This is a genomic window from Sphingomonas sp. MMS12-HWE2-04 (genome assembly GCF_044881185.1).
Classification (GTDB): Bacteria; Pseudomonadota; Alphaproteobacteria; order Sphingomonadales; family Sphingomonadaceae; genus Sphingomonas.
This window is the reverse complement of sequence record NZ_CP173254.1, coordinates 1,180,914-1,204,536: the sequence shown is the minus strand read 5'-3', so window position 1 is coordinate 1,204,536 and position 23,623 is coordinate 1,180,914. Positions and strand designations below refer to the sequence as shown.

20 protein-coding genes and 2 pseudogenes are annotated in these 23,623 nt (G+C 66.4%); 2 read left to right on the top strand and 20 right to left on the bottom strand.

The annotated features are described in order from the left end of the window. Nucleotides 1-38: 38 nt before the first annotated feature. The 9 genes and pseudogenes from AB2M62_RS05350 to ubiM form a co-directional block, all read right to left on the bottom strand. Complete coding sequence (locus AB2M62_RS05350; protein ID WP_404338328.1) at nt 39-743, bottom strand: response regulator; 705 nt, start codon at nt 741-743, stop codon at nt 39-41. Next, a pseudogene (locus AB2M62_RS05345) lies at nt 740-3,369 on the bottom strand (DUF4118 domain-containing protein). The gene AB2M62_RS05350 and the pseudogene AB2M62_RS05345 overlap by 4 nt, the downstream one beginning before the upstream one ends. Before the next feature lie 44 nt (nt 3,370-3,413). Continuing rightward, a complete protein-coding gene (kdpC, locus tag AB2M62_RS05340) occupies nt 3,414-3,998 on the bottom strand; it encodes a potassium-transporting ATPase subunit KdpC (protein WP_404338327.1) in 585 nt (194 codons plus the stop codon). Nucleotides 3,999-4,008: 10 nt separating this feature from the next. Next, a complete protein-coding gene (gene kdpB / locus AB2M62_RS05335; RefSeq protein WP_404338326.1) occupies nt 4,009-6,039 on the bottom strand; it encodes a potassium-transporting ATPase subunit KdpB in 2,031 nt (676 codons plus the stop codon). Between the two features lie 15 nt (nt 6,040-6,054). Further along, nucleotides 6,055-7,758: a potassium-transporting ATPase subunit KdpA gene (gene kdpA / locus AB2M62_RS05330; protein WP_404338325.1), complete on the bottom strand. Its 1,704-nt coding sequence runs from the start codon at nt 7,756-7,758 to the stop codon at nt 6,055-6,057. A 13-nt stretch (nt 7,759-7,771) separates the two neighbouring features. After that, a complete protein-coding gene (gene kdpF / locus AB2M62_RS05325) occupies nt 7,772-7,861 on the bottom strand; it encodes a K(+)-transporting ATPase subunit F (protein ID WP_404338324.1) in 90 nt (29 codons plus the stop codon). Between the two features lie 109 nt (nt 7,862-7,970). Then, complete coding sequence (locus AB2M62_RS05320; protein ID WP_404338323.1) at nt 7,971-8,828, bottom strand: TorF family putative porin; 858 nt, start codon at nt 8,826-8,828, stop codon at nt 7,971-7,973. A 142-nt stretch (nt 8,829-8,970) separates the two neighbouring features. Then, nucleotides 8,971-9,384 carry a group II truncated hemoglobin gene (locus tag AB2M62_RS05315; RefSeq protein WP_404338322.1) on the bottom strand — a complete coding sequence of 138 codons (414 nt, stop codon included), beginning with the start codon at nt 9,382-9,384 and terminating at the stop codon, nt 8,971-8,973. Then, complete coding sequence (ubiM, locus tag AB2M62_RS05310) at nt 9,384-10,553, bottom strand: 5-demethoxyubiquinol-8 5-hydroxylase UbiM (RefSeq protein ID WP_404338321.1); 1,170 nt, start codon at nt 10,551-10,553, stop codon at nt 9,384-9,386. The genes AB2M62_RS05315 and ubiM overlap by 1 nt, the downstream gene beginning before the upstream one ends. Before the next feature lie 116 nt (nt 10,554-10,669). Between ubiM and AB2M62_RS05305 the strand changes: the two genes are divergently transcribed. Beyond that, entirely contained in the window at nt 10,670-11,203 is a 534-nt protein-coding gene (locus tag AB2M62_RS05305; RefSeq protein ID WP_404338320.1) for a hypothetical protein, read from the top strand. Between the two features lie 3 nt (nt 11,204-11,206). Here AB2M62_RS05305 and AB2M62_RS05300 read toward each other — a convergent pair whose 3' ends face one another. The 3 genes from AB2M62_RS05300 to hemN all read right to left on the bottom strand — a co-directional run bounded on the left by AB2M62_RS05300 (nt 11,207) and on the right by hemN (nt 14,040). Next, on the bottom strand, nt 11,207-11,917 hold the full coding sequence (locus AB2M62_RS05300) for a Crp/Fnr family transcriptional regulator (RefSeq protein ID WP_404338319.1): 711 nt from the start codon (nt 11,915-11,917) through the stop codon (nt 11,207-11,209). A gap of 87 nt (nt 11,918-12,004) precedes the next feature. Next, on the bottom strand, nt 12,005-12,721 hold the full coding sequence (locus AB2M62_RS05295) for a Crp/Fnr family transcriptional regulator (protein WP_404338318.1): 717 nt from the start codon (nt 12,719-12,721) through the stop codon (nt 12,005-12,007). Then, the gene (hemN, locus tag AB2M62_RS05290; RefSeq protein WP_404338317.1) at nt 12,718-14,040 is read right to left on the bottom strand and encodes an oxygen-independent coproporphyrinogen III oxidase; all 1,323 of its coding nucleotides are present in this window, start codon (nt 14,038-14,040) and stop codon (nt 12,718-12,720) included. Before hemN ends, AB2M62_RS05295 begins: the two co-directional genes overlap by 4 nt. 128 nt (nt 14,041-14,168) lie before the next feature. Here hemN and AB2M62_RS05285 point away from each other — a divergent pair, with 128 nt between their 5' ends. Further along, nucleotides 14,169-14,858, top strand: coding sequence for an OmpW family protein (locus AB2M62_RS05285; RefSeq protein WP_404338316.1), 690 nt, complete (start codon nt 14,169-14,171; stop codon nt 14,856-14,858). Nucleotides 14,859-14,947: 89 nt separating this feature from the next. Here the strand turns inward: AB2M62_RS05285 and AB2M62_RS05280 are convergent, their stop codons facing one another. The 8 genes and pseudogenes from AB2M62_RS05280 to AB2M62_RS05245 form a co-directional block, all read right to left on the bottom strand. Beyond that, a complete protein-coding gene (locus tag AB2M62_RS05280; protein ID WP_404338315.1) occupies nt 14,948-16,942 on the bottom strand; it encodes an acetyl-CoA carboxylase biotin carboxylase subunit in 1,995 nt (664 codons plus the stop codon). Continuing rightward, the gene (locus tag AB2M62_RS05275; RefSeq protein ID WP_404338314.1) at nt 16,942-17,316 is read right to left on the bottom strand and encodes a lysozyme inhibitor LprI family protein; all 375 of its coding nucleotides are present in this window, start codon (nt 17,314-17,316) and stop codon (nt 16,942-16,944) included. Before AB2M62_RS05275 ends, AB2M62_RS05280 begins: the two co-directional genes overlap by 1 nt. After that, nucleotides 17,313-18,305 carry a biotin synthase BioB gene (bioB, locus tag AB2M62_RS05270; protein WP_404339819.1) on the bottom strand — a complete coding sequence of 331 codons (993 nt, stop codon included), beginning with the start codon at nt 18,303-18,305 and terminating at the stop codon, nt 17,313-17,315. Before bioB ends, AB2M62_RS05275 begins: the two co-directional genes overlap by 4 nt. Next, a complete protein-coding gene (gene scpA, locus AB2M62_RS05265; RefSeq protein WP_404338313.1) occupies nt 18,302-20,443 on the bottom strand; it encodes a methylmalonyl-CoA mutase in 2,142 nt (713 codons plus the stop codon). Before scpA ends, bioB begins: the two co-directional genes overlap by 4 nt. Beyond that, nucleotides 20,440-21,222, bottom strand: coding sequence for an enoyl-CoA hydratase-related protein (locus AB2M62_RS05260; protein ID WP_404338312.1), 783 nt, complete (start codon nt 21,220-21,222; stop codon nt 20,440-20,442). Before AB2M62_RS05260 ends, scpA begins: the two co-directional genes overlap by 4 nt. A gap of 31 nt (nt 21,223-21,253) precedes the next feature. Then, complete coding sequence (mce, locus tag AB2M62_RS05255; protein ID WP_404338311.1) at nt 21,254-21,676, bottom strand: methylmalonyl-CoA epimerase; 423 nt, start codon at nt 21,674-21,676, stop codon at nt 21,254-21,256. Next, on the bottom strand, nt 21,673-22,089 hold the full coding sequence (locus tag AB2M62_RS05250; RefSeq protein WP_404338310.1) for a hypothetical protein: 417 nt from the start codon (nt 22,087-22,089) through the stop codon (nt 21,673-21,675). Before AB2M62_RS05250 ends, mce begins: the two co-directional genes overlap by 4 nt. Beyond that, nucleotides 22,070-23,595, bottom strand: a pseudogene (locus tag AB2M62_RS05245) (acyl-CoA carboxylase subunit beta). Before AB2M62_RS05245 ends, AB2M62_RS05250 begins: the two are co-directional and overlap by 20 nt. Between the last annotated feature and the right edge of the window lie 28 nt (nt 23,596-23,623).

Sequence of the window (23,623 nt, the reverse complement as noted above, 5' to 3'; positions counted from 1 at the left end):
CCAAAGACCGGCAGCGCACCATAGCATTTTCATAGCAATCAGGCCGAAACTCGCTCCGGATCAGGCATCAGCCGATAGCCGACGCCGAGCTCGTTCACGATGATCGAGGGCCGCGCGGGATCAGGCTCCAGCTTCTGGCGGAGATTGCGCACGACGATGCGCAGATAGTCCACCCGCTTGTCATGGTCATAGGGCCAGGCGGCTTCGAGGATGCGCTGGTGCGTCACCACGCGCCCGGGGCTGAGCGCCAGCTGGCGGAGCACTTCGAACTCCTTGCGCGTGACATGCACCTCGGCGCCCTCGCGGGTGATCGCGCGATTGGTGAGATCGATTGCGACGCCCTGTGCCCGGACTATCGGCGACGCGCCCTGGGCGACCAGGCTGTGGCGGAGCGACGCACGCAAGCGGGCGAGCACTTCCTCGCTGTCGAACGGCTTGGTGACGTAATCGTCGGCGCCGAGATCGAGCGCGGCGACCTTTTGATCGGTGGCATCGCGCGCCGAGACGATCAGGATCGGCGCCGGGCTCTGTTTCTTCAGCAAGGGGACAATCTCCAGCCCATCGCGATCGGGCAGGCCGAGATCGAGCAGGATCGCATCGAGACTCGTCGCCTTGGCCTGGGCGAGCGCCTCGGCAGCCGTGGTCGCCTCGATCGGCTGATAGCCGCCCCGCACCAGCGTTGCCTGGAGCAGCCGCCGGATATGCAGATCGTCGTCGACGACCAGGATGCGCTGGCCATTCATAGTTCGATTTCCTGATGCGACCCGCGCACCAGCAGGCGCTCGGGAAAGTGAATGCTGAACCGCGCGCCGGGCAGGTCGCCGCGATTGGCAGCCTCCACGCTCATCCCCATCGCCTCGGCGAACGCCTTGACGATCGCCAACCCGAGACCCGTGCCGCTGACCGAGCGATCGGAGCCCTCCAGCCGGCGGAAGGTTTCGAACACCTCCGCCTCGCGGCCGACGGGCAGCCCGGGCCCCTGATCGATCACCGACAGGATCATTTCGCCGGGGAGACGCTGCGCGCGCACGAGCACCGGCGTGCCGGGCTCGCCATAGCGGCCGGCATTGTCGAGCAGGTTGAGCAGGCAATGGTGGAAGAGTTGCGGATCGAGCCGGACCAGCGGCAGATCGGGCAGCACGTCGAGCTGGATGGCATGGTCTTCGAGCGCATGCTTGGTGTCGTGGACGGCAGCGGCGACCGCATCGGTGAGATCCACCGGCTCGAGGTTGAGCCGCAGCGCCCCCGCCTCGACGCGCGCCATGTCAAGCAGATTGGCGACGAAGCGGTTGAGCCGCATCGCCTCGCTTTCGATCGTATCGATCAGCGGATCGTCGCTGCGCCGGCGAAGCTCGCCCGCCGCCGCCAGCACCGAGGTCAGCGGCGTACGCAGATCGTGGCTAACCGAGGAGAGCAGCGCGGCGCGCAGTCGATCGCGTTCGCGCACGGCGTCGACATCGCGCATCTCGGACTCGAGCCGCAGCCGTTCGAGCGCCAGCGAAGTCTGGTCGAGCAAGCTGCCCAGCAACCCGAGCTGATCCGATCGGATCGGATCGCTGCCGTCGTCATGCGCCACGCCAAGCACCGCAAGCACGCGCTCGCCGGCGCGCAGCGGGTGGAATTGCCAGTCGGACGCCGTCAGTGTGCCCGTTCCGCGACCCGCGGGCTGGGCGGTGTCCCACGCCCATTGCGCCGCGGCGAGCTCCATCGTCTCGAGCCGCGTATCGGGCTCGCTCGCCGCCTGGACCGACAGGCCGGTGGCGGTCTGCTCGATCAACGCGACGCGGACGCCGAGCAGCTCGGCAATCTCGCGGCAGGCTGCACGCGCAACTTCGATCGGGTCGCCAAGCGCAGTGAGCTGGCGCAGATAGCCCGCCAGCGCCGCATTGGTGCGCGCGCTCGCCGTGGCGAGGTCCGCCTGCGCGCGCACTCGCGCGGTGAGCTGGCTGGTGACCACCGCAACGCCCAGCAGCACGAAGATCGAGATGATGTTCTCTGGATTGTTGACCGTCAGCGTGTGGGTGGGCGGCAGGAAGAAATAGTTATAGCCCAGGCTCGACAGCAGGCCGGCATAGAGCCCGGTGCGCAGCCCGAACAGGCTCGCCGCCGCCATCACCGGCAGCAGATAGAGCAGCGCGACATTGCCGAGATCCAGGATGTGGAGGAGCGCCGATCCTGCGGCCGTCACGCCCGCCACCATCAGGCTGGCCCAGCCATAGCCGGCGCGGCTTCCCCATCCGCCCAGCGGCGCGCGGACACGCCGCGCCGGAACCGCCTCCTCGGGGACGGGAGGACGTGCACTGCGACACCGGGTGTCTCGCGAATAAGGCGATCGACCACCGAGCCGTGGCGCAGCTCGAACCAACGCGAGCGCGCGGACTTGCCGACGACGAGCTGCGTCGCCCGCGCATCGCTGGCAAAGCTCTTGAGGCCCTCTACTACCGTCGTCGCCGGCACGCTCGCCACCGCGGCGCCGAGCCGCGAAGCCAGGTTCAGCGTCGCGGCGATGCGGCGAAGCTCGGGCTCGGCCAGCAAGCGGCTGCGCGGCGTTTCAACATGGACAGCGGTCCAGCTGGCATGCGCCGCATCGGCGATGCGCTTGGCGGCGCGGACGAGTTCCTCCGAACCGGGCAGTTCGCTGACTGCGACCAGGATCCGCTCGCCGCCGGCCCAGGTGCCGCCCAGTGCATGGGCGCGAAGATGATCGAGCATCTGCGCATCGACCGCCTGCGCCGCGCGACGCAGCGCCAGCTCGCGCAGCGCCGAGAGGTTGGACTTGGAGAAGAAATGCGAGAGCGCGCGCGACGCCTCCTGCGGCAGATAAACCTTGCCGTCCTTCAGCCGCTCGATCAGCTCGTCGGGCGGGATATCGACGACTTCGATCTCGGCGGATTCGAGGATGCTGTCGGGCACCGTCTCGCGAACGCGGACATGGGTGAACGACGCGACGACGTCGTTGAGGCTCTCGACATGCTGGATGTTGATCGTCGAATAGACGTCGATCCCGGCATCGAGCAGTTCCTCGACATCCTGATAGCGCTTGGGATGGCGGCTCCCCGGCGCATTGGTGTGCGCCAGCTCGTCGACCAGCGCGAGCGCGGGGCGGCGTTCGAGCAGCGCGTCGAGATCCATTTCGCTGAGCGTCCGGCCCTCATAGTCGATCGCGCGCCGCGGCAGGATTTCCAAGCCGCGGGTGAGCGCTTCGGTCTCGGCGCGGCCATGCGTTTCGACAACGGCAATGACGACGTCCGTTCCCGAACGTCGCCGCGCCGCGCCTTCCGACAGCATCTCATAGGTCTTACCGACCCCCGGCGCCGCGCCGAGGAATATCTTCAGGCGCCCCCTGCCCTCCTGCGCCGCCGCGCGCAGAAAGGCTTCGGGTGCGGGGCGCCCGTCGCTGTCGGCGCGATCGCTCAACGTTGGCCGAGCCGATCGAGCTGGCGATTGAGCGCGAGCACATTGATATGGGGCTCGCCCAGGATACCGAGCAGCGGACGTTCGACGGCGCGATCGACCAGCGCGCGCACTTGCGCCTCGGCAAGCCCGCGCACGCGCGCCACCCGCGCGACCTGCGCCTGCGCCGCCTCGGGCGACAGATCGGGATCGAGCCCCGATCCGCTCGCGGTGACGAGGTCGGCGGGCACCGGCCCGGCGACGCCCTCGGCGCGGCGCTTCGCCACGTCGGACTTCACCCGATCGACCAGCGCCTGCGACGCCGGCCCGAGGTTCGAGCCCGACGAGGCCAGCCCGTCATACCCCTTGCCCGCCGCGGACGGCCGAGTCTGAAAATAGCGGTCGGAAGCGAACGCCTGGCCGACAATCGAAGAACCGATCACCCGGCCGCCGGCATCGCGGACCAGGCTGCCATTGGCCTGGGAAGGGAAGAGAGTTTGTCCGATGCCGGTCATCGCCATCGGATATACCAGCCCGAGCAGGATCGCGAACAGGATCGTCAGCACGATCGCCGGACGCAGCGACGAAATGAAGTCTTTGCCCATGGTTTCCTCCTCAGGCGAGACCGAGGCCGTTGACGGCCAGGTCGATGATCTTGATGCCGATGAACGGCGCGACGAGCCCGCCCAGGCCATAGATTGCGAGGTTGCGTGCAAGCAGCGGCCCCGCCCCCATCGGCTTGTAGGCCACGCCCTTGAGCGCGAGCGGCACGAGGAAAGGGATGATCAGCGCGTTGAAGATGATCGCCGACAGGATCGCGCTTTGCGGCGTTCCCAAGCCCATTACGTTGAGGATGCCCAAGCCCGGATAGAGCGCAACGAACATCGCCGGGATGATCGCGAAATACTTCGCGACGTCATTGGCGACCGAAAAGGTCGTCAGCGCGCCGCGGGTCATCAGCAATTGCTTGCCGAGGCCCACGACTTCGATGAGCTTGGTCGGATCGCTGTCGAGATCGACCATGTTGCCCGCCTCGCGCGCGGCCTGCGTCCCCGTGTTCATCGCGACGCCGACATCGGCCTGGGCAAGCGCGGGCGCATCGTTGGTGCCGTCGCCGCACATCGCCACCAGCCGCCCCCCCTGCTGTTCCTTGCGGATCAGCGCGAGCTTGTCCTCCGGAGTCGCCTGCGCAAGGAAATCGTCGACGCCCGCCTCCGCAGCGATCGCCGCGGCGGTGAGCGGGTTGTCGCCAGTGATCATCACCGTGCGGATGCCCATCGCGCGCAATTCGCCGAAGCGTTCGCGGATGCCGGCCTTGACCACGTCCTTGAGGAAGATCGCGCCCAGGAGCCGACCGTCCTGCGCCACGGCCAGAGGGGTGCCGCCGGCGCGGGCGATCTCGTCGGTGACGCGGCGCAGTTCGGTGGCGGCGGCGGTTTCGCCGAGCCCCGGATTGGCCTTGAGCACCGAATCGACGGCTCCCTTCTGGATCAGCGATCCGCCGATCCTCACGCCGGAGATGCGCGTCTGCGCGGTGAAGGGCACCACTTCCGCCCCCGCAGGCAACGCCGCAGTGACAACGCGGAACTTGTCGCGCGCCAGCACGACGATCGATCGGCCCTCGGGCGTCTCGTCGGCCAGGCTGGCGAGCAGCGCGGCTTCGGCCAGTTCCTGCTGCGATGCGCCGGCCACGGCGCGGAACTCGCTGGCCTGGCGGTCGCCGATCGTGATCGTGCCGGTCTTGTCGAGCAGCAGCACGTCGATATCGCCCGCCGCCTCGACGGCGCGGCCCGACTTGGCGAGCACGTTGAATTGCACCAGCCGATCCATACCCGCAATGCCGATCGCCGAAAGCAATGCCGCGATCGTGGTCGGGATCAGCGTGATCAGCAGCGCGGCGAGGATCGCCACCGGAATGCTGCCGCCGGCATAGCGGGCGAAGCCCGGGATCGTGCCCACGGCGATCAGGAAGATGATCGTCAGCCCGACGAGCAGGATCGTGAGCGCGATCTCGTTGGGGGTCTTCTGGCGCTCGGCGCCCTCGACCAGCGCGATCATCCGGTCGAGAAAGCCCTGGCCGGGATCGGCGGTGACGCGGACCTTGATCGAATTGGAGATCACGCGGGTGCCCGCAGTCACTGCCGAACGGTCGCCGCCCGCCTCGCGGATCACCGGCGCGCTTTCGCCGGTGATTGCCGCTTCGTTGACCGAGGCGACGCCCTCGATTACTTCGCCGTCGGCCGGGATCAGGTCGCCCGTCTCGACCAACACGATGTCGCCGGCCCGCAGCTGGCTGGCGGGCACGTTTTGGGAGCGTCCGTCCTTGAGCTTCTTCGCGGTCAGCTCGGCCTTGGCGGCGCGCAGGCTCGCCGCCTGCGCCTTGCCGCGGCCCTCCGCCAGCGCTTCGGCAAAGGTGCCGAACAAGACGGTAAGCCACAGCCAGACGACCAGTTGCAGCTTGAACCCGACCGACAGACCGTCGCCGCCGACATTGATCAGGATCGTCAGCAGCAACGCCACGACCGCGGTGGTGAACATCACCGGATTGCGGACGAGTTCGCGGGGATTGAGTTTCTTGAACGCGTCGCCGATCGCCGGAACGATCAGGTCAGCGGTGAACAACGACTTTGTCGATGCGCGAGCCATGTCTGGCGTCCTCGCTTAGAAGAGTTGGCCGCGGATCATCGCGAGATGATCGGCGATGGGACCGAGCGCGAGGCTCGGCAGGAAGGTAAGGCCACCCAGGATCAGCACGATGCCGACGAGGAGGCCGACCCACAGGCCGCCGGTCGTCGGGAACGAGCCGGCACTTTCGGGGGTATGCCGCTTCGCCGCGAGGCTGCCGGCGATCGCCAGCATCGGCACGATGATGAAGAAGCGTCCCAGCCACATCGCGACGCCCAGCATGGCGTTGTAATAGGGCGTGTTCGCGGTCAGTCCGGCAAAGGCCGAGCCGTTGTTCCCCACCGCGCTGGTGAAGGCGTAGAGGATCTCGCTGAACCCGTGCGGCCCCTTGTTGAGCGGCCCGGCGAGCCCCTGCTGGAGCACTGACGACAGCGCGGTGAAGCCGAGGATGATCAGCGGCAGGATCGCGATCGCGAGCACCGCCAGCTTGACTTCGCGCGCCTCGATCTTCTTGCCGACATATTCGGGCGTCCGCCCCACCATCAGCCCAGCGACGAACACCGCGAGGATGGCGAACAGCAGGAAGCCGTAAATGCCTGCGCCGACGCCGCCGATCACGACCTCTCCGAGCTGCATGTTGAACAGCGGGATCATCCCGCCCAGCGCGGTGAAGCTGTCGTGCATCGCATTGACCGCGCCGCACGAAGCCGCGGTGGTGATGACCGAGAAGAGCGCGCTTGCGGCGATGCCGAAGCGGACTTCCTTGCCCTCCATATTGCCCCCGGCGACGCCGAGATGGTGCAGCACCGGGTTGCCCGCGGCTTCTTGCCAATAGGTCACCGTAACGCCTGCGACGAAGAGGATCACCATCGCCGACAAAATCGCCCAGCCCTGGCGGGTGTTGCCGACGGCCTTGCCGAAGGTCCAGGTGAGGCCGAAGCCGATCAGGAAGATCGAAAGCATCTGCACCAGATTGGTCAGCGCGGTCGGGTTTTCGAACGGATGCGCCGAATTGGCGTTGAAGAAGCCGCCGCCATTGGTGCCGAGCATCTTGATCGCTTCCTGCGAGGCAACCGGGCCGAGCAGCAGCGACTGTTTCGCGCCTTCCAGCGTCGTGACGTCGACGACGCCCGCCAGAGTCTGTGGAACCCCGCTTGCGATGTAGAACAGCGTCAGGACCACGCAGAGCGGCAGCAGCAAATAGAGCGTGATGCGCGTCACGTCCGCCCAGAAATTGCCGATCGACCCCACCTGCCGCCGGGCGAATCCGCGAAACAGCGCGAAGGCCAGCGCGATTCCGGTCGCCGCCGAGAGGAAGTTGTGGATCGTCAGCCCGAGCATCTGGCTGAGGTTCGACATGGTCGATTCCCCGCCATAGCTCTGCCAATTGGTGTTCGCCGTGAAGCTTATCGCGGTGTTGAACGACAGATGGTCGCCCACACCGGCGAGCCCCTGCGGATTGCCCGGCAGCACGCCCTGCAACCGCAGCACGCCGTAGGTGAACAGCATCAGCGTCGCATTGAAGATCAGCATATGCACCGCATAGCGGCGCCAGCTCTGCTCGGCGTTCGGATCGATCCCCGCAAGCTTGTAGAAGCCGCGCTCGACGGGCCCGAGCACCGTGTGGAGCGGCGTACGGCGGCCCTCGTAGAGCGCGAACAGCCAGGCGCCCACCGGTTTGGTGAGCGCCAGCAAAATGCCGATAAAGGCGAGGATCAGGATCCAGCCCTGGAGTGTCATGGGTTCCGCTCCTTCAGAAGCGTTCGGGGCGGATCAGCACCGCCACCAGGTATAGCAAAAGGCCCAGCGCCGTGACGGCTGCCAGCCAGAGGTCGAGCGTCATCTCCGCCCCCTCACGCGTTGTCGCACAGGTGGACATAGGCCAGCGTCGCCGCCAACAGTCCGCCCATTGCGGCTATCCAGAGCAGGTCCTGCATGGGTATTTCCTTTCCTCAGAAGGCCGCGGTCAGCGAGACCAGCCCGGTGCCGCGCGCGATCGCGCCGGTGCCGTCCTGTCCGTTGCTGAAGCTGGGCTGCAGATACGCCGCGTCGCGATCGCGGATGTCGGTGCCGACATAAGCGACGCCGAGCGTCAGGTTCTTCCAGCTGGTGTCGACGCCGACAGACCAGTCCCAATAATGGCCGGTGGGCGCGACGCTGGTTGCGTTCGGGCCTAGCCCCGGATTGCCGTCCGAATGGCCGATATGTGCCTTGGCAGTGAACGGCGTGCCTTTGAGTGCAACCGCCGCGTCGCCCCACAGATAGAGATTGTCGTCCTTGGCGCCCGGGTGGTTGTAGACGCCGGCGGCCGCATCGGCGCCGCTGTCGTACCAGCGGCCGAGCGCCTGCTGCTTGGGGGCATAGGCGACGCCGGCGAGCAGCGAGACCGGGCCTGCGCTTCCCGAAAGCTTGGCATAGGGCTCGGCGAAATCGGTCTTGTCGGCGCCGCCGGGATAGACATACCAGGTCACGCCGACATCGATCGCGGCATGATCGCCCAGCGCGCGCTTATAGCCCGCGATCAGATCGAGCTCCATGTTCGCGCCGCCGAAGGTTCCCCAGCCCGCGAGGTTCGACGCCCAGGTGCCGAGATAGAGACCGCTATCGTGCGACAGGGTGATCCCGCCCTGTACCGCCATCTCATTGTTGGTCTGCGAGACGCCGCGAAAGCGATAATCCGACGCGATCGTGGCCGAGCCCGTGACAGTGATCGCGGGCGCCTCCGCAGCCGGCTGCGTCTCCTGCGCAAAGGCCGGCGCTGTTGACACGAAAACAGTTAGTGCGGCCGCAACGGCCGGTACGCGCTTCATCTTGACTTCCCCATGACAAGGCGGCCGCGCAGGCGCTGCGGGCCGGGATCAGAGGGCTGCCTATTAGGATCGCCGCGCGTTGCTTATCGAGAGCGAGGAAGCGGGCTTCGCATAGTATTTGCGTAGGGTTGGGAGGCGACGGCTATCGATGCGCTTCCTGATCGCGCGCGTTGAGCAGCATTGCGTTCGCCATGCGCAGGAACGATGCTTGCATCTGCGCACCCACCGCGGGATCGACGCGGCTCTCGGCCATCGCCCGGCTCATGGCGTGCACCCATTGCGCCGCGGTCTGGCGAGAGATGCCCATGCCGCGATGCGCCGACATGATGCACGCACCCGGTCGCACGTCGAACCACGTGCGTGGTCCCCCAAGCCAGGCGGCGAGGAACTGGGTGAGCGAGACGCGCATCGGGAACAGGTTGGAGTCATGCATCGCGCGCAGCTGCGCATAATCGGGATGATCGTCCATCAGATCGTAGAAGCGATCGACGAGCGCGCGAACACCATCTTCGCCGCCGATGCGGTCAAAGAGCGAGGGAACGGGGCTCTCGGGCATCAATGCTGCATCAGCAATCGGCTGACGCCATGGCGGACCTGCGGCAACTGTGCCCCCAGTCGCAGCACCGCGTGTCTTGCCACCCGCGCCGCGGGACGTTCATCGGTGTAGAGCGCAACGAGCAGATTGGTCGCGGTGAACAGCGGGCGCGCGGCCATCCGATGCGCCGCCTCATAACGCCGCAAAAGCAGCGGAGCGGCTATATTTCCTCCCCGCGCCGCCGCCTCGGCAATCAGCCGGGCAAGCGTGGCCTGGCCCTGCAGCCCGAGATTGAAGCCATGGGCCGTGACCGGATGCATGCCGACTGCGGCATCGCCGATCAGTGCGGCGCGCGTGGCGGCAAAATGCTCGGCCCAGCTTGTCGCTAGGGGATAGACATGTGGCCCCTCGGTCACGCGCATGGCGCCGAGCCGCGCGCCATAGCGCCGCGTGAGCTCCACACCGAGCAGATCGGCGTCGAGATCTGCCAGACGGCGTACGGCGTCGCTCGGCAGCGTCAGCACCGCCGAGGATTGGTGGCCGACCAGCGGCAGCATCGCGATGGTGTGGCCATGCTCGAACCATTCGGTGGCGACGCCGCCATGGTCGCGCTCGTGCGAAACGCGACAGACCAACATCGAGCGCCCGAGCCGATCGATCCGGGCCTCGATGCCGAGCTGCTCGCGGACCGCGGAAAAGCGCGAATCCGCGGCGACGAGCAGCCTCGCGGTGAGCAGGCGCCCGTCCGCGAGCGTGATCTCGGCGCGCTTCCGGGTGGTCTGCACAGTGGCAACACCCGTGCCGGAGAGAATATCCAGGCCGGCCTGATCCTGGATCGCGGCAAACAGCGTACGGCGAATGGCCTGATTGGAAACGAGGTGGCCCAGTTTTTCGTCGCCCTGCCCTTGCGCATCGAATGCGAGCGCGAAGTGCGAGCCGCCATTCAGCACGCGCGCAGCCCGCAGCGGCGCGATGTCGCCCGGGGCGAGCCGCTCCCAGGCGCCGAGCCTCTGCAGCGTCGCGACGGAGCGATGGGTGAGCGCAATCTCGCGGCCGTCGCAAGGGGGATCGGCGAGGGCATCGCGCGGCTCCCGCTCGACTACCGCAAGGCGCAGCCCGCTCGCGGCAAGCGATCGCGCGAAGGCAAGGCCGGCCGGACCGCCACCGACGACAACAACGTCATAATTCATCGCGCAGATCCTAAATCGTCTCGGCGGGATTGGCACGCCCGGCGCGCTTGCGAATTGATGCTGGTCAATGCGCGCCTGCGCCGCCTCGAAGACATCTGCGGCAAAGGAGAGCCTCCGTGACCGAATCCCGCAGGTCCGCCGATATCGTGTTGCCGCGGCGCTGGTGGATGATCGACGAGATCGACCTGGCCCGGCTTATTGCCGAGCAGGAAGACCTTGCCGGGCTATGCGACATGCTCGAAGCCTGCGCCGATGCGCTGCCGATCCGGCCGGCGCCGGAATCGGCCTCCCAGCTGTGCGCGTCGCTGCATGAACTCGTCGCGCGCGAAGCCGAGGGAGACACAACGTTCGCCGCGCTGTTCGGTCGCGACGCCGGCGATGTGCTGACCCTTGCGCTGCTCGACCAGTCTCGGCGGCGGCGCGCTGACGACGCGCTGCACGCCCAGGACCTGATCGCGATGCTGCAGGCCGATCCATCGGTCTGCGTCGCCTCGACCGACGCGCTGGGCTATATGCTGCGTTGCTTCTTCAACGGCTGCCGCGCGGCGATGGATATCGAACTGCTCGCGATCCTGACGCTTGCGAGGCATCGCCTGACCAGCGCGGCACGGTCGCTGATCGTGGAAAGCATCGTTCGGCGCTGGAGCTAAAGCCTAAGCGACCTCAGCGCGCAGCGCGAGCCCGGCCTGGTCAGCGATGGTGATCGCCCGCCCGCCCGGAAGCCCGATCACGCCGGCGCTGCGCAGTTTGGTCATCTGGCGGCTGACCGTCTCGATCGTCAGTCCAAGCACATCGGCAATCTGACCGCGGCTGAGCGGCAAATCGAAGGTGAGCGGTCCATCGGGCGAGGCCCTGCACCCAGTCGATCCTGCGCGCGCCGCCATGTCGAGCAAAAAGCCGGCGATCTTTTCCTCGGCCGACTTGCGTGCCAGTGCGAGCATGCGTCCGCGCGCCTCGTTCAGCGCGCGCAACGTCCGCTGAAGCAGCAGATGCTCCATGCGGCCATGATTTTCGAGTACCCGCGCGAAGGGCCTTCTCGGAAAGACGCAAAGCTCCGCATCGGTAAGCGCCGTAATCGTGAAATCGGCGTGCTCGCCAAAGGGTTGGCCGACGAAATCCGCGGGATAGAGCAGGCCAACGATCTGCTCGCGCCCGTCCGCAGTCGACGCGACCAGCTTGAGCACCCCCGACAGCAGGTTCGCGCATATGAGGTTCTCGTCGCCTGCCCAGATCACTGACTCGCCGCGCGCGACTTTGCGACGCTGGCCGAGACGATTGAGCGCTTCAAGTTCCTGATCGCTGAGGCTGCCGCACAAGGCCCGATCGCGGACGGCGCAATCAGTGCAAAGATCACTCAGGGCCATATTTCCCCCATAGAGAGTACGGGCCGGCTTGTCGCCTTCTTTCCCTGACAATGGGCCATGTCCAGCAGGTGCGCCAACCTTTATCATTCAACCCGCGATCCGCGCCAGTGCCGCACGATCGAGCAGGCAAACCCGGCGCAAGCCCGGCAAGGCGATCAGTCCCGCGCGCTTCATTGCGGTCATTTGCCGGCTGACCGTCTCTATCGTAAGCCCCAGCACTTCGCCGATCGCGGCGCGCCCCATCGGCAGTTCGTAGCTTTCGTCCCCTTCCGCGCGATCCAGCCGGCGATCCATGTCGAGCAGGAAGGCAGCGAGCTTCTCGGGCGCGTGTCGGCGGCCGAGCATCAGCATCCATCGCCGCGTTTCGGCGAGCGTTGCGAGCGCACGGCGCAGCAGCAGGTTTTCCGCCGCCGGATGGCGCGCCAGCACGGCTTCGAGCGCGCGCCGCGGATAGACGCAGAGCTCGACCGCGGAGAGCGCGACGACGGTATCGTTCGCCTCTTCGACGAACAACTCGCCGACCATGTCGCCGGGAAACAGCAGGCCGACGATCTGGGCACGACCATCGGCCTCCTCGCGGACGACCTTAAGCACGCCCGCGACCAGATTTGCGCAGATGGCCGCGGAATCGCCCGCCGAGATCACCACCTGCCCAGGCGGGAGCAAACGCTTGCGGCCAATCGCGTGGAGCGCGCCGAGCTCTTCGTCGGCGAAGCTCGCGCAGACCCCGGACTCCCGCGCCGCACAGGCGATGCAGCGCCCGGGCGGACAGCCGTCGTTCGCCGCGAGCCAGCGCGTGCTCATACCGCGTTGCTAAACTGCGCTGAGCCGGCGCCGCGATAGGCGTCGAGCGTGGCGGCGATAGCGCGGGCATAGGGTCGCGCCGCCTCCGCCAGCACCAGCCGGTCGCCTTGCCAAGACACCAGCTGCCGGGCTTCGAAGGGCCGCAGTCGCTCGCGCAGGGCTGGCGCGTGGGCGAAACCGGACAGATCGGCACCTCCCATGGCGAGGATCGCCTCGATCGCCCGTCCGCGCAGGCGATCTTCTCCGGAGCGGTGCAAGCCGCGGGCCGTGGCAAAGCGGCCCGCGCCGACCGCGAGATGGTAGCGTCCAGTGTTCTTTTCGTTCTGGAGCAGTCTATCGGGGAACGCGCTGATCGCGCTGGCGCCCAAGCCTATCAAGGTCTCGGCAGGATCCTCGGTGAAGCCCTGGAAGTTGCGCCGGAGGCTGCCGTTCGCCGCTGCACGCGCGAGCGCGTCTCCGGGCAGTGCGAAATGGTCGAAACCAATCGCCCGATAGCCTGCGCCGCGCAGCACGCCATGGGCGAGTTCGGCCTGGCCGAAGCGCGCCTCGGCATCGGGCAAGGCGCTCGCATCGATCCGCTTCTGGCGAGGAATAACCGCAGGTACATGCGCATAACCAAACACTGAGAAGCGATCCGGCGCCATCGTCAACGCCGTTCCCAGTGTTGCCGCCAGGCTCGTCTCGTCCTGGCCGGGCAGCCCGTACATCAGGTCGAAATTGACCAAATCAACGCCGGCCTCGCGCAACAGCGCAACGGTGCGCCGTATGTCGCTTTCTGGCTGGACCCGGCCAATCGCCGCCTGGATCTCGGCGTCGAAGGTCTGCACGCCCAGACTTACCCGCGATGTCCCGGTATCGCGCAGCACCCGCGCCCATGCGGAATCGAAGCCGCGCGGATCGATTTCGACCGACAGCACAGAATCCGCACAGCGGAAGCGCGTGACGACATGCTCGACCAGCTTCGCGAAGGCCGTCGGCGCGATCGCGTTGGGACTGCCACCGCCAAAGGCGATCCGCCCGACCCGTCCGCGGCCACCGAGCCGATCGGCCACCAGGTCGATCTCCTCATGGAGCCGCTCGAGATACGCGGTCAGCCGGGTCATGCGATTGGCCGCGCCGGTATTGCAACCGCAATACCAGCATATCTCACGGCAATAGGGGATGTGCAGATAGAGCGAAATCGGCGCCTCGAGCCCGACCAGATCGAGCGCGCGCGCCATGTCGTCGCCAGAGACCGCGTCCCCAAACTCGGCGGCGGTAGGATAGCTGGTGTAGCGCGGCACCGCGCGCGCCAGCAGATCGGGATGATAGGTCCACATGCCGGCCTGCGTGCCTCCACGGGCCACATCCAACCTTGATCTTCGTCAAATCGCCGCTTGGCCGCGATCAATGTAGCCCCGCCCGAACGCGCTTAGCCGGACTGCGAACCGAATGAAGGAGTGCAGTGATGAAAGCGACGACGATGAGCGGTCTGGGCCTGGCGGCACTCGCGCTGGGAGCGGCGATGCCCGCCGCCGCGCAGACCGAGACGCACACGGGCCTGGAGGCCGGTGACGTCCTGCTGCGGGCACGAACGATCCTGGTCGCGCCCAACGAGAAATCAGGCAGCATCCTGCCAGCCTTTCCTGGCGAGAAGGCGAGCGTCGACAACAGCGTGATGCCGGAAGTCGACCTTACCTATATGGCGACCGACCATATCGGCTTCGAACTGATCGCCGCGACCACCAAGCACCATGCCGATGGCGTAAGCGGAACGACGGGATCGATCGGTCGGCTGACCTCGACCTGGGTGCTGCCGCCGACGCTGACCGCGCAATATCACTTTGCACCCAAAGGTAAGATCCGGCCCTATGTCGGCGCCGGTATCAACTATACCCTGTTCTGGAACGAGAAGGCGTCGGCCGGGCTGGAAGCAGCCGTTGGGCCGACCCGCGTGCACATGGACGACAGCTTCGGCTGGGCAGCGCAGGCAGGCATCGACATTGATTTGACCCGCAAGGTATTTCTCAATCTCGACGTCAAATATATCGACATCGATACCACCGTCCAGTTGCACACCAGCGCGGCGAGGACGCAGAAGCTCGATCTCGGGCTTGATCCTCTGGTGTTCGGCGTTGGCTTGGGCATCCGCCTCTGAGCGCTTCGTGGCCGCCTCGGCACATCGGTTCGACGAGGCGGTCGAGCATTGCGAACGCTACATTGCTGACCGCGGAAATGGGCGGAGGATTATTCGAACTCCAGGATCGCGGCATCGACGGCCAGGCTGTCGCCGGCGCTGAAGTTCGCGGCCTTGACCACCCCTGCCCGCTCGGCGCGCAGGATATTCTCCATCTTCATCGCCTCGACAACTGCCAGTGCCTGCCCCGCCTCGACCTTGTCGCCGGGCGCAACATGGAGCCGGGTGAGTAGCCCCGGCATTGGCGCGAGCAGGAAGCGCGAGAGATCGGGCGCCACCTTCTCGATCATATGGTGGCGATATTGCGCGATATGCGGCGGCAGCACTTCGACCCGTTGCGTCGCGCCATGCGCGGTCAGCCGCCAGGCATAGCCGCTCCGCTCGACCGCGACAGTGAGCGGCTCGTCGTCGATCCGCGCGGCGAATAGCGGCTCGCCGAGCCGCCAGTGCCCGACGAGCTCGATCGGCGCGCCGGCGCCCTCGATCAGATACACGCCCGGCTGTTCGCGCACGGTCAACGTGAAGTGCTCGCCATCCAGCGTCACGACGCGCTCGCCCGCCGAAGGCGGCGTGCCGTTGAGCTGGCCCGATATGGCGCCGGCCCGATCGGCGCGGACGAGATCGAGCACCGCCGCGGCCGCAGCCAGCTTGCGCTTGAGCGCAGGCGAAGCCGGCGCGCCTTCGAAGCCTTCGGGATATTCCTCGGCGATGAAGCCGGTGGTGATTGCGCCCGAGCGGAAGCGCGGATGCTGCATCAGCGCGGAAAGGAAATCGATATTATGTCCGATTCCCTGGATGCGGAAGCGATCGAGCGCCGCGACCTGCTTGTCCGCCGCCTCGTCGCGGGTCGCGCCATAGGTAACCAGCTTGGCGATCATCGGATCGTAGAACATCGAGATCTCGCTGCCCTCGGTCACGCCGTCGTCGACGCGCACGCCATTGCCCTCGGCGGGCGGGCGATAGCGCACCAGCCGGCCAGTCGAAGGCAGGAAGCCGCGATAGGGATCCTCGGCATAGACTCGGTTCTCGATCGCCCAGCCGGTGAGCGTCACATCCTCCTGGCCGAAGGCGAGCTTCTCGCCCGCCGCCACCCGGATCATCTGCTCGACGAGATCGAGCCCGGTGACTTCCTCGGTCACCGGATGCTCGACCTGGAGGCGGGTGTTCATCTCGAGAAAGTAGAAGCCCGCACCGGTCTTGTCGGCGCCGGAGACGATCAGCTCGACCGTGCCGGCGGAATAATAGCCCACCGCCCGCGCGAGCGCGACGGCCTGCTCACCCATCGCCTTGCGCATCGCCGGAGTGACGAAGGGCGACGGCGCCTCTTCGACCACCTTCTGGTGGCGCCGCTGGATCGAGCATTCGCGCTCGCCGAGATAGAGGATGGTGCCATGCTGATCGCCTAGCACCTGGATCTCGATATGGCGCGGCTGTTCGATGAACTTCTCGATGAACACCCGGTCGTCGCCGAAGCTCGCCAGCCCTTCGCGCTTGGTCGCCTCGAAGCCGTCGCGGACGTCCTGCTCGCCATAGGCCAGCCGCATCCCCTTGCCGCCGCCGCCGGCGCTGGCCTTCATCATCACCGGATAGCCGATCTCGCCGGCGATCTTCACCGCCTCGTCGGTATCGGCGATCTCGCCCAGGAAGCCGGGAACCACGTTCACGCCCGCTGCCTTGGCGAGCTTCTTCGATTCGATCTTGTCGCCCATCGCCGCGATCGCGTTCGGCGGCGGCCCGATGAACGCCACCCCCGCCTCGGCACAGGCCTTGGCGAAGCTCTCGCGCTCGGAAAGGAAGCCATAGCCCGGATGGATCGCATCGGCCCCGGTCTCCTCGGCGGCGAGCAGGATCAGCTCGGCCTTGAGATAGCTTTCCGCTGCCGGCGCCGGCCCCAGCCGCACGCTCTCGTCCGCCATCAGCACATGCGGCGCCCGTGCGTCAGCATCCGAATAGACTGCGACGGTGGCGATCCCCATCTTCTTGGCGGTGCGCATCACCCGGCATGCGATCTCGCCGCGATTGGCGACCAGGATCTTCTTAAACATCAATGGTTCTCGATCAGCGCGGCGAGCTGCTTGGTGCGTGCGCGGGTCAGCGCGGCGCGGCATCCGGCGACCAGCATCGGCTCGGCGCTGCCACCGCGCATCCGATACCCGTCGCTGCGACAATGCTCGTCGCGATAGACGATCCAGGCGCGCTGGGCCTTGAGGAGCTGGTCGCCATAGCTCGGCCGGCCATCCTTGGCGACGCGCGCGTCGGCGCTGCGCTCCGAGGCCAGCGTCGCCTTCCACTGCGTGTTGAGCGCAGCGTCGGCCGCCTCGAAGTCGCGGATCGCGCAGCGCGTCATATCCGACTGGGTCACCGCATTGCGGCAGTCCTGCGCACTCGCCGCCGCGAGCATCATCGCCAGCATCATCATTCCGCTGCCTCCAGTTCCGCCTTCACTTCCGCCGCCATCGGCACGATCCCCAGCCGCGCGAACAGCGCCGCGTCCTTGTCGTCGCCGGCATTGCCCGCGGTCAGCAGCTTGTCGCCAGTGAAAATCGAATTGGCGCCGGCGAGGAAGCACAATGCCTGGGTCGAATCGCTCATGCTTTCGCGCCCGGCCGAGAGCCTGACCATGCTCTGCGGCATGGTGATCCGTGCCACCGCGACGGTCCGCACGAATTCGATCTCGTCGATCTTGGCGAGCGGCGTGTCCGCCAGCATGTCGCCCAGCACCGTGCCCTTCACCGGCACCAGCGCATTGACCGGCACGCTCTCGGGATGGTGGGGCAGCGTCGCCAGTGCATGGATGAAGCCGACGCGGTCCTGCCGCGTCTCGCCCATGCCGACGATCCCGCCGCAGCACACGTTGATCCCTGCATCGCGGACATGCTCGAGCGTATCGAGCCGATCCTCGAACGTCCGTGTGGAGATCACGTCGCCATAGCGCTCGGGCGAAGTGTCGATATTGTGGTTGTAATAATCGAGCCCGGCATCGGCGAGCATGTCGGCCTGCGCGGGCGTCAGCATGCCCAGCGTCATGCAAGTCTCCATCCCCATGCCCCGCACGCCGCGGACCATCTCGGCGATGGCGGGCATGTCGCGATCCTTGGGATTGCGCCAGGCCGCACCCATGCAGAAGCGCGACGAGCCATTGTCCTTGGCCTGCGCCGCCGCCTGGAGCACGGCGCGCACGTCCATCAGCTTGGTCGCCTTGAGCCCGGTCTCGGCGTGGGTCGACTGGCTGCAATAGCCGCAATCCTCGGGGCAGCCGCCGGTTTTGATCGAGAGCAAGGTGGAGAGCTGCACTTCGTTCGCCGCATGATGCGCGCGATGCACTTCGCCGGCGCGGAAGACGAGTTCAGTGAACGGAAGGTCGAACAGCGCGGCAATCTCTTCGCGTGTCCAGTCGGTACGAGTTATTCTGCAGCCTCTCCCATCGGGGGCATGTTGTGTCCGAGCAGGCGCAGCACGTCTTCAGCCGCCTTCACCAAATTGGTGCCCGGGCCGAAGATCGCCTGCACGCCGGCTTCGCGGAGGAACTCATAGTCCTGCGCGGGGATCACGCCACCCGCAATCACCTTGATATCGGCGCGCCCCGCCTCGCGCAGCGCGTGGATCAGCTCGGGAATCAGCGTCTTGTGCCCCGCCGCCAGGCTCGAGGCGCCGACCACATCGACATCGGAATCGATCGCCAGCGTGGCCGCCTCTTGCGGAGTCTGGAACAGCGGACCCGGCACCACTTCGAAGCCGAGATCGCCGAATGCCGAGGACACCAGGTTCGCGCCGCGGTCATGCCCGTCCTGCCCCATCTTGGCAACGAGCATGCGCGGCCGGCGGCCGAGGCGGCGCTCGGTCGCGGCAACCCCCTCCTTCAGCGCCTCCCAGCGGGTGTCCCCCGCATAGGCGCCGCCATAGATGCCCGAAACCGGCGTCGGCACGGTCGCGTGGCGGCCGAAGCCCGCCTCCATTGCCGCGCTGATTTCGCCAAGGGTAGCGCGCCTGCGTGCCGCCTCGACCGCAAGCTCGAGCAAATTCTCGGTGCCCGCAGCGGCGTTCTGCAGTGCCATCAGCGCCCGCATGCATGCCGCCTCGTCTCGGTTGGCACGGAGTTGCTTCAGCCGTGCGACCTGGGCCTCGCGCACGGCGTGATTGTCGACATCGAGGATGTCGATCGGGTCCTCGCCATCTTTGCGGTATTTGTTGACCCCGACGATCACCTGCTCGCCGCGATCGATCCGCGCCTGGGTCGCCGCCGCCGCCTGCTCGATCATCGCCTTGGGCCAGCCGGCCGCCACCGCCTTGGCCATGCCGCCCTCGGCTTCGACCCGCTCGATGATCTCCCAGGCCTTGTCGACCAGTTCCTGGGTCAGGCTCTCGACATAATAGCTGCCGCCCAGCGGATCGACGACCTTGGTCATCCCAGTCTCTTCCTGCAGGACGATCTGGGTGTTGCGCGCGATCCGGGCGGAAAAATCGGTGGGCAGCGCGATCGCCTCGTCGAGCGCATTGGTGTGCAGGCTCTGCGTCCCGCCCAGCATCGCTGCCATCGCCTCGATCGTGGTGCGGATGACGTTGTTGTACGGATCCTGCTCGGTCAGCGAGACGCCCGAGGTCTGGCAATGCGTGCGCAGCATCTTGGAGCGTTCGTCCTGCGCGCCGAGCTGGGTCATCACGCGGTGCCACAACACCCGCGCCGCGCGCAGCTTCGCGATCTCCATGAAAAAGTTCATGCCGATTGCGAAGAAGAAGCTCAAACGTCCTGCGAACTTGTCGATATCCAGACCGCTGGCAACGCCGTATTTCACATATTCCATGCCGTCGGCGATGGTGAAGGCAAGCTCCTGCACCTGCGTCGCCCCGGCCTCCTGCATATGATAGCCGGAAATCGAAATGCTGTTGAATTTCGGCATGTTGGCCGAGGTATATGCAAAAATGTCGGAGATGATCCGCATGCTCGGCTCGGGCGGGTAGATATAGGTATTGCGGACCATGAACTCCTTGAGGATATCGTTCTGGATGGTCCCGTCGAGCAGGCTCTTGTTGACGCCCTGCTCCTCGCCCGCGACGATGAAGAAGGCCAGGATCGGGATCACCGCACCGTTCATCGTCATCGAGACCGACATCTGATCGAGCGGAATCCCGTCGAACAGGATCTTCATGTCCTCGACGCTGTCGATCGCCACGCCGGCCTTGCCGACATCGCCGGTGACGCGCGGATGATCGCTGTCATAGCCGCGATGCGTGGCGAGGTCGAAGGCGACGCTCAATCCCTTCTGCCCGGCAGCCAGGTTGCGGCGATAAAAGGCGTTCGATTCCTCGGCGGTCGAAAAGCCGGCATATTGGCGGATCGTCCACGGCCGCCCGGCATACATCGACGCACGCACCCCGCGGGTGAACGGCGCAAAGCCCGGCAAGCCGGGATCGATGCCCTCCACATCCTCCTTCGTATACAGTGGCTTGACGTCGATACCTTCTGGCGTGTGCCAGGTGAGGTCTCGGCCCTTCACTTCCTTGCCGGCGAGCGCTTCCCACGCATCCAGGCTGGGCTTGTCGGTCACCGTCCCTTGAACTCCGGCTTGCGCTTCTGGAGAAACGCCATCCCGCCTTCGACCGCATCGGCCGTGCTGCGCGCGGCGCGCTGGTTGTCGGCTTCGCGGGCCATCGCCTCGGCATAGGTCGAGGCAGCGCCGGCATGGAGCTGGCGGCGGATCATGCCCAGCGCCAGCGTCGGTCCCGAAGCAAGCCGCTCGGCCAGCCGCCAGCCTTCGCTGTCGACAACGTCGTCATGGACGACTTCGTAGACCATGCCCCAGTCGCGCGCCTTGTCGGCGGGAATTTTTTCCCCGAGCAACATCATCTCGAGCGCCCGCGCGCGGCCGACGATCCGCGGCAGCATCCAGCTCGCCCCGCCATCGGGCACCAGCCCGATATTGACGAAGGCCTGGAGGAAATAGGCGGTGCTGCTTGCCACACAGAAATCGGCAGCGAGCGCGAGGCTGCAGCCGATGCCGGCCGCGGGCCCGCGCACAGCGCTCACCACCGGCACGCCAAGCTCGGCTATCGCCGCCAGCGTCGGATTATAATGGTCGGTCAGCGCCGCATGGGTGGCCGCGCCCGGATCGGCGGCACCCAGCGCCCCGCTCATGACATCGGCGCCCGAGCAAAAGGCGCGACCGGCGCCGAGGAGGAGCACGGCACGCGCACCGGCGAGGTCGGCGAGCGCCGCGCGGATCTCGTCGAACATCGCCGGCGGCGCGGCGTTGAGTCGATCGGGCCGGTTGAGCGTGATCGCCAGCACGTCGCCGCGCCGCTCGGTGAGGATATGTTCGAAACTCATGCCAATTTCCCGTCGTCACCCCGGAAGTAAATCAATGCCCGTCTCCCTTGGGCGTCTCCATGATCTCGGTGAGCACCCCGCCCATGTCGCGCGGATGGAGGAAGAAGATCGGCGTGCCATGCGCCCCGATACGCGGCTCGCCGAGCACCAAGGCCCCCTTCGCCTCGAACCAGGCCTTGGCCTCGTGGATGTCGGGCACCTCATAGCATAGATGATGCTGCCCTCCGCCCGGGTTCTTGGCGAGGAAGCTGTGGATCGGCGAACCCTCGCCGAGCGGCTCGATCAGCTCGATCTGGGTGTTGGGCGTGTCAACGAAGCATACCTTCACGCCCTGCGCGGGCAGGTCGAACGGTTCGCGGATCACCTCCGCGCCCATCACGTCGCGGTAGAACGCAATCGATGCTTCGATCGAAGGCGTCGCGACGCCGACATGATTGAGGCGACCGAGCTTCATGGACGATACCCCGGAGGTAAGGGCGTTGTGGGCGCGTCGGAACCGCGCGCGGGTGCGGGTACGTTGGGATAGCCCGCGCTAAGCAAGACGAAGGGCCGTCCCTTGCACCACACTACTGAGGCCCAGCGCGTCAGGCTTTTTTCCCCCACGACCCGCGCATAGACATAATTACGGCAAGCTGGGTCGAGCGACGGGACTGGCTCGAAGTCGATCTCGGCCATCGCCTTGCGAAGTGCGGCGGCGTCGCGAGCGTGCAATTCAAGCCAATCTGCAACCTTCTCCCGATCGTCGAGCGGCCCCAATACCAGTCGCTCAAGTTCGTTGCGCGCGGGCGCGGTCGCGGGCCCGACGAGCGTTGTTTGCGCCACGTTGGTGAACGCAAGCAACGCCAGCTTAAAGTGGAATATTGTCATGCTTCTTCCACGGGTTCTCGAGCTGCTTGCCCCGCAGTTTCCGTAGTCCCAGCGCGACCCGCTTGCGCGTGGCATGCGGCGTGATCACTTCGTCGATAAACCCCTTGCTCGCCGCCACGAACGGATTGGCGAAGCGCGCCTCATATTCGGCGGTGCGCTCGGCGATCTCCTCGCGGGTACGCCCACGGAAGATGATCTCCACCGCCCCCTTCGCCCCCATCACCGCGATCTCGGCGGTCGGCCAGGCATAGTTCAGGTCGCCGCGCAGATGCTTCGACGCCATCACGTCATACGCCCCGCCATAGGCTTTGCGCGTGATCACGGTGATCTTGGGCACCGTCGCCTCGGCATAGGCGAAGAGCAGCTTGGCGCCGTGCTTGATGATCCCCGAATGCTCCTGGCCCACGCCCGGCAGGAAGCCCGGCACGTCGACGAACGTCACGATCGGGATCTCGAACGCGTCGCAGAAGCGCACGAACCGCGCCGCCTTCTTCGAGGAATTGATGTCGAGCACGCCGGCCAGCACCATCGGCTGGTTGGCGACAACGCCCACGGTGCGGCCCTCGATCCGGCCGAAGCCGATCAGGATGTTGCCGGCATGGCTCGGCTGCAGCTCGAAGAACGCGCCTTCGTCGAGCACCTTCCGGATGAGCTCGTGCATATCATAGGGCTGGTTGGCGCTCGGCGGGATGAGCGTGTCGAGGCTCTCCTCGATCCGGTCCCAGGGGTCGTCGCACGGCCGCTCGGGAACCGCTTCCCGATTGGACGCGGGCAAGAAGTCCACGAAGTCGCGGGCTGCGAGCAGCGCCTCGATATCGTTATCGAAGGCCACGTCAGCGACCCCCGACTTCGTGGTATGCGTCACCGCTCCACCCAGTTCCTCCTGCGTGACGATCTCGTTGGTAACGGTCTTCACTACATCTGGGCCGGTGACGAACATGTACGACGAATCCTTCACCATGAAGATGAAGTCGGTCATCGCGGGAGAATAGACGGCCCCGCCTGCGCAGGGCCCCATGATAAGCGAGAGCTGCGGCACCACGCCGCTGGCCAGCACGTTGCGCTGGAACACCTCGGCATAGCCGCCAAGCGAGGCGACGCCCTCCTGGATGCGCGCGCCGCCGCTGTCGTTGAGGCCGATCACCGGAGCGCCGACCTTCATCGCCATGTCCATGATCTTGCAGATCTGCTGGGCGTGGCGCTCCGAAAGCGAGCCGCCGAACACAGTGAAGTCCTGGCTGAACACGAAGACGAGACGGCCGTTGATCGTCCCCGATCCCGTAACCACGCCGTCGCCGGGGATGATCTGGTTCTCCATCCCGAAATCGACGCAATTATGCTCGACGAACATGTCGAGCTCCTCGAACGAGTCCGGATCGAGCAGCACTTCGACGCGCTCGCGCGCGGTCAGCTTGCCCTTGGCATGCTGGGCATCGATGCGCTTCTGCCCCCGCCCAGACGGGCAGCGGCACGGCGGCGCTCCAGTTCCTCGATCGTCGACGACATAGGCTCTCCCAAGGCGCGGGCCTTCTGC

Coding starts and splice junctions, on each gene's coding strand:
- AB2M62_RS05350 (WP_404338328.1), bottom strand. CDS start 743: ATGAATGGCCAGCGCATCCTGGTCGTCGACGACGATCTGCATATCCGG.
- AB2M62_RS05285 (WP_404338316.1), top strand. CDS start 14,169: ATGAAAGCGACGACGATGAGCGGTCTGGGCCTGGCGGCACTCGCGCTG.
- AB2M62_RS05315 (WP_404338322.1), bottom strand. CDS start 9,384: ATGCCCGAGAGCCCCGTTCCCTCGCTCTTTGACCGCATCGGCGGCGAA.
- kdpC (WP_404338327.1), bottom strand. CDS start 3,998: ATGGGCAAAGACTTCATTTCGTCGCTGCGTCCGGCGATCGTGCTGACG.
- AB2M62_RS05320 (WP_404338323.1), bottom strand. CDS start 8,828: ATGAAGCGCGTACCGGCCGTTGCGGCCGCACTAACTGTTTTCGTGTCA.
- AB2M62_RS05250 (WP_404338310.1), bottom strand. CDS start 22,089: ATGACAATATTCCACTTTAAGCTGGCGTTGCTTGCGTTCACCAACGTG.
- ubiM (WP_404338321.1), bottom strand. CDS start 10,553: ATGAATTATGACGTTGTTGTCGTCGGTGGCGGTCCGGCCGGCCTTGCC.
- kdpA (WP_404338325.1), bottom strand. CDS start 7,758: ATGACACTCCAGGGCTGGATCCTGATCCTCGCCTTTATCGGCATTTTG.
- AB2M62_RS05295 (WP_404338318.1), bottom strand. CDS start 12,721: ATGAGCACGCGCTGGCTCGCGGCGAACGACGGCTGTCCGCCCGGGCGC.
- AB2M62_RS05280 (WP_404338315.1), bottom strand. CDS start 16,942: ATGTTTAAGAAGATCCTGGTCGCCAATCGCGGCGAGATCGCATGCCGG.
- mce (WP_404338311.1), bottom strand. CDS start 21,676: ATGAAGCTCGGTCGCCTCAATCATGTCGGCGTCGCGACGCCTTCGATC.
- AB2M62_RS05275 (WP_404338314.1), bottom strand. CDS start 17,316: ATGATGATGCTGGCGATGATGCTCGCGGCGGCGAGTGCGCAGGACTGC.
- AB2M62_RS05260 (WP_404338312.1), bottom strand. CDS start 21,222: ATGAGTTTCGAACATATCCTCACCGAGCGGCGCGGCGACGTGCTGGCG.
- hemN (WP_404338317.1), bottom strand. CDS start 14,040: ATGTGGACCTATCATCCCGATCTGCTGGCGCGCGCGGTGCCGCGCTAC.
- AB2M62_RS05300 (WP_404338319.1), bottom strand. CDS start 11,917: ATGGCCCTGAGTGATCTTTGCACTGATTGCGCCGTCCGCGATCGGGCC.
- kdpB (WP_404338326.1), bottom strand. CDS start 6,039: ATGGCTCGCGCATCGACAAAGTCGTTGTTCACCGCTGACCTGATCGTT.
- kdpF (WP_404338324.1), bottom strand. CDS start 7,861: ATGACGCTCGACCTCTGGCTGGCAGCCGTCACGGCGCTGGGCCTTTTG.